This is a genomic window from Agathobaculum sp. (assembly GCF_050946325.1).
GTDB lineage: Bacteria > Bacillota > Clostridia > Oscillospirales > Butyricicoccaceae > Agathobaculum.
The window spans coordinates 1-4,120 of record NZ_JBMNUP010000159.1; the positions used below are offsets into that span (position 1 = coordinate 1).

At 61.9% G+C, this 4,120-nt stretch carries 3 protein-coding genes; all 3 read left to right on the plus strand.

The features are described from left to right. A partial coding sequence (locus tag ACOYIE_RS09795) for a hypothetical protein (RefSeq protein ID WP_433412744.1) occupies window positions 1-2,460 on the plus strand: 2,460 nt, incomplete at its 5' end. Between the two features lie 305 nt (window positions 2,461-2,765). After that, window positions 2,766-3,893: a sodium ion-translocating decarboxylase subunit beta gene (locus ACOYIE_RS09800; protein ID WP_433412746.1), complete on the plus strand. Its 1,128-nt coding sequence runs from the start codon at window positions 2,766-2,768 to the stop codon at window positions 3,891-3,893. An 18-nt stretch (window positions 3,894-3,911) separates the two neighbouring features. Then, the gene (locus tag ACOYIE_RS09805; protein WP_433412748.1) at window positions 3,912-4,034 is read left to right on the plus strand and encodes a hypothetical protein; all 123 of its coding nucleotides are present in this window, start codon (window positions 3,912-3,914) and stop codon (window positions 4,032-4,034) included. Window positions 4,035-4,120 lie beyond the last annotated feature (86 nt).

The following is a 4,120-nucleotide window of genomic DNA, read 5'->3' on the forward strand; positions in this document are numbered from 1 at the left end:
CTGCTGACAGACCCCTTCGGCAGAGGCTGGCTGCCGCAGGATTATACCTATAACGGCGGCAAAAACGCCCGTACGGGCATGGACCTCGCGGGGCAGTATGCGCGCGGCGTGATGCACAAGAGCGGCCAGTTCCTCTATCCCATCCTGACTGCCGAGAAGCAGCAGGCTTTCCAAACCCAGCAGGCGCTGCCCGACGGCGGCTTCAGCTGGAAGTACGGCGGCTCGTCCCCGTCTTACGATGACGCCGCCGTACTGCCGGGCAGAACGCAGGACGAGTATATCGCCGTTTTCCGGAAAACAGGCGGCGGCATGACCGACCTCCGCGCGGCCTGGGCCGTAACAGTCGGGCAGGAGGACGGCCGTTCGGTTATCACCGAGGTTGCGGACTGCGCGCAGCAGGATTATACGAAAAGTGATTTATTTAAGTTATATTACAACTCTGCGCTGCCGCAGCCCACGCTGCCCGAGGGCGCGGACCACTTTAACGGCGCGCCGCTTGACCGGCTGTACGAACCGCTGACTGCGGCGCAGGCCGTATTCGGCTGGCTGGGCGAGACGGCCTTTACGGCCGAGCTGGAGTCGTCGGACGAAAATACGGCGGTCGTGCGCCTGCACTTTGCCGATAACAGCCCGTCGGTTGATGTGCAGATGTGCAAAACGGACGGTTATTGGCTGCCGGACGGTCTGGCGCTCCAGACGGAGGGCGTTTTCCGGGCAACGGCGGGCGATACGCCCCTGCCCGTGGGACAGACGGTGCGGCAGGCAATCGCGGCGGCGGGCGGCAACGTGCCGCTATTGCAGGCGGGCGACAAGATCGAGCTGCTGTTTGACCCCGCGCCGAACGGCAGCGTGACGATAGAGGACGCGGTCATCCGTGCGGACGGCGCGCTGCAATATTCCGAGCGCGAAACCAAGCGCAGCACGTTTGATTTCACCCACGCGGGCACGGCCAGCCTGTCCTATGATTATGTGGCAGAGCCGATCATGGCGCAATATCTGTCCTCTGCGCTGACCGGCGCCGTTTACCGCGGCGTTACCGTATCCTATCCGCTGGCGGATGGAACGGAGCGCACCGCCGCGTTCGTGTTCCGGCTGGCAAACGGCGCGCGGCAGGATGCCGCCATTCATGCGGCGGATTATCACGATCCGACCTACGGCTACACGCTGACGCTACCCGACTGCTTTGTGGAGCAGGGCTATGCGGTGCCAACCGAGAACGGTGTGCGGTTTGGCCTGCAAAACGCGATGCCCGGCTATTCGGACGACCCGACGGACGCCGGAACGGTGATGACGCTCACGGCCGAAGCGACTGCGGTGCTCAAGGCGCAGTTCGGCGAGGACTGGCTGGCGGAATATCCGATGCCGTGCAAACAGCTTGCCGAGCGGGACGGCCTGACCTGGTATCTGATATTTGCATCCGACGTGCAGTATGACCCGACGGACGCGGACATCGCGGCGGCCTACAGGGAAATGGACCAGGCGGCGCGCGCGCTGGACGGCAGCGCGCTCTCGTTTGAGGGGCAGAATGCGCAGCAGCGCACAAACGCGCGCGAACAGCTGCTGACCGGACTGGCGCAGTACCACGGCGGCCTTTTCCGGCAGAAGAGCGAGCAGACGCTGGCGCCGGTCATCCGCATGGCGGTGACGGCGAATGCGGACGGGAATTATGCCGATGTGGCTTATGAAATACCGATCCTGCGGGACGGCTATCCGGCGCAGCTGCGGCGCAAGGCCGAACGCATGTGGTTTGACGCGGCCGGAAGCCTTGCCCCCACCCGCCGCGAGGAACTTGCAGATTCCGGCATGAAGGGCATGACGATGGCCGGCTTCCTTGCCTGCTATCAGAACGATCTGGGCATGCCGATTTATGACGCGGAGCAGGTGGAAGCGCTGCAGCGGCTGTATGAAGATTCCTCTGCCGAAGCATATGCGCTGCTGGATACGCCGGAAAAAGGCGCAAAGTATGCGCTTGGTCTGGCCGATGCGCACGGCTCGTTTGCGGGAGAGGCGGTTTACAGCCCGTCCGACCCGTGCATGGTGACGTTTGCATTTGTGCAGCCGGATACCAACACCCCGACAGGCGAAACGCTGCGCATCCGGATGCGGCCGGTGGCGGTGGACGGCAGCCGGCCGGCTGTGTGGCTGCCCGAGGATTTTTCCGCGCAGGGCGCAGACGGGCAGACCATCGGCGGGCTGGGATATCAGTTCCCGCCCTATGACAGCCGCGTTTACGCCAGGGCGCACCAGTATTATGCCTACCGCGATACCGCCGACCTTGTCTGGTATCTGGATATGGGCTGGACGGACGGCGCATACACCGAGGGCGTTCTGGCCGAGCTGGAAAAACGCTGGAAGAACGACCCGCAGACGGTGGACAGCATTGTGCAGCGCGGCGGAGAGAACGTCCGTGCGCTGTGGGCAAGCCACAAGGCTGTAAATCCGGATATTTTCGGCGCATAGGCGGCAGGCGTTCCCGTCAAAGCAACCATTTCCTTGGCGAAATCTTAGCGGTTTTACGGCTTGACACGCGGCCTGTCCGTGTGATACGATGCAGTCAGACAAAGGGGAGTAGTCAGCGCGGCAAAATGCCGCGCGGCATCGCCAACAAGCATGGCGGGACGAAGCTTTCCCGTTCTGGCTGACGCCTGAAATGACCAGACCTGCGTTTTCCTGTGGGAAGACGCAGGTCTGTTTGCTTCTCCGGGGGTATCTATCCCCCGTGGCGGATCGTATGAACGCTGCGCGTTATATTGGGAGGGAACGGTATGGAATTTTTGTATGAGGGTTTGCTGTCGGTCACATGGCAGCAGGCGGTGATGTACGCGGTTGGCGGGGTGCTGATCTGGCTGGCGATCACCCGCCAGTATGAACCGGCGCTGCTGCTGCCGATGGGCTTTGGCGCGATTCTGGTCAATCTGCCGTTTTCCGGGGTGCTCAACCAGATGACGGAGGGCATCGGAGAGACGCACGGCATCATCCAGTGGCTGTTTGAAACCGGCATTGAGGCAAGCGAGGCCTTTCCGCTTTTGCTGTTCATCGGCATCGGCGCGATGATCGACTTCGGCCCGCTGCTTGCCAATCCCAAGCTGTTTCTGTTCGGCGCGGCGGCGCAGGTCGGCATTTTCCTGACGGTGATCGCTGCGGCGGCCATGGGTTTTGATTTGCGGGATGCGGCCTCCATCGGCATCATCGGCGCGGCGGACGGCCCGACCGCGCTGCTGGTTTCGCAGGTGCTCGGCTCGAAATATATCGGCGCGATCGCGGTGGCGGCATACAGCTATATGGCGCTGGTGCCCATCATCCAGCCTGCGGCGGTCAAGCTGGTGACAACGCAGAAGGAACGCGCGATGAAAATGCCCTACGCGGCAGGGCAGGTCAGCCGCCGCACGCGCATCCTGTTCCCCATTTTAACCACCATGGTGGCCGGATTTGTTGCACCGGCTTCGGTGTCGCTTGTCGGATTTTTGATGTTCGGCAACCTCATCCGCGAATGCGGCGTGCTGGACAGCCTTTCCAAAACCGCGCAGCACGAGCTGGCCAACCTGATAACGCTTTTGCTCGGCATTACGATTTCGTTTTCCATGCGGGCGGAGCAGTTTGTCACCAAGGAAACGCTGCTCATCCTGTGTCTGGGGCTCATCGCCTTTGTGCTGGATTCGGTCGGCGGCGTGCTGTTTGCCAAGGTGCTCAATTTGTTCTGCAAGAACAAGGTCAACCCGATGATCGGCGCGGCGGGCATTTCGGCCTTCCCGATGAGCGCGCGCGTGATTGAAAAGCTGGGCGTGGAAGCGGATAAGACCAACCATCTGCTGATGCACGCGGTCGGCGCGAACGTGGCGGGCCAGATCGCCTCGGTCGTGGCGGGCGGCGTCATCCTCGGATTTTTTATGTGAGAAAGGAGCAGGGAACAGATGAATCAGGCATTGCAGCAGGCGGTGGCCCTGCTGGGACAGGGCATGGCGGGTATCTTTACCGTGCTGGCGGTGATTGCGCTTTTGACAGCGCTGCTCGGCCGCATGGACCGGAACCAGTAAATTCCGTGCGCAGGGGCGGATGCCGTTTTTTGGACGGTGTCCGCCCAACATATATGCGTTTATGCACGGAAAAAAGACTTGCAAAT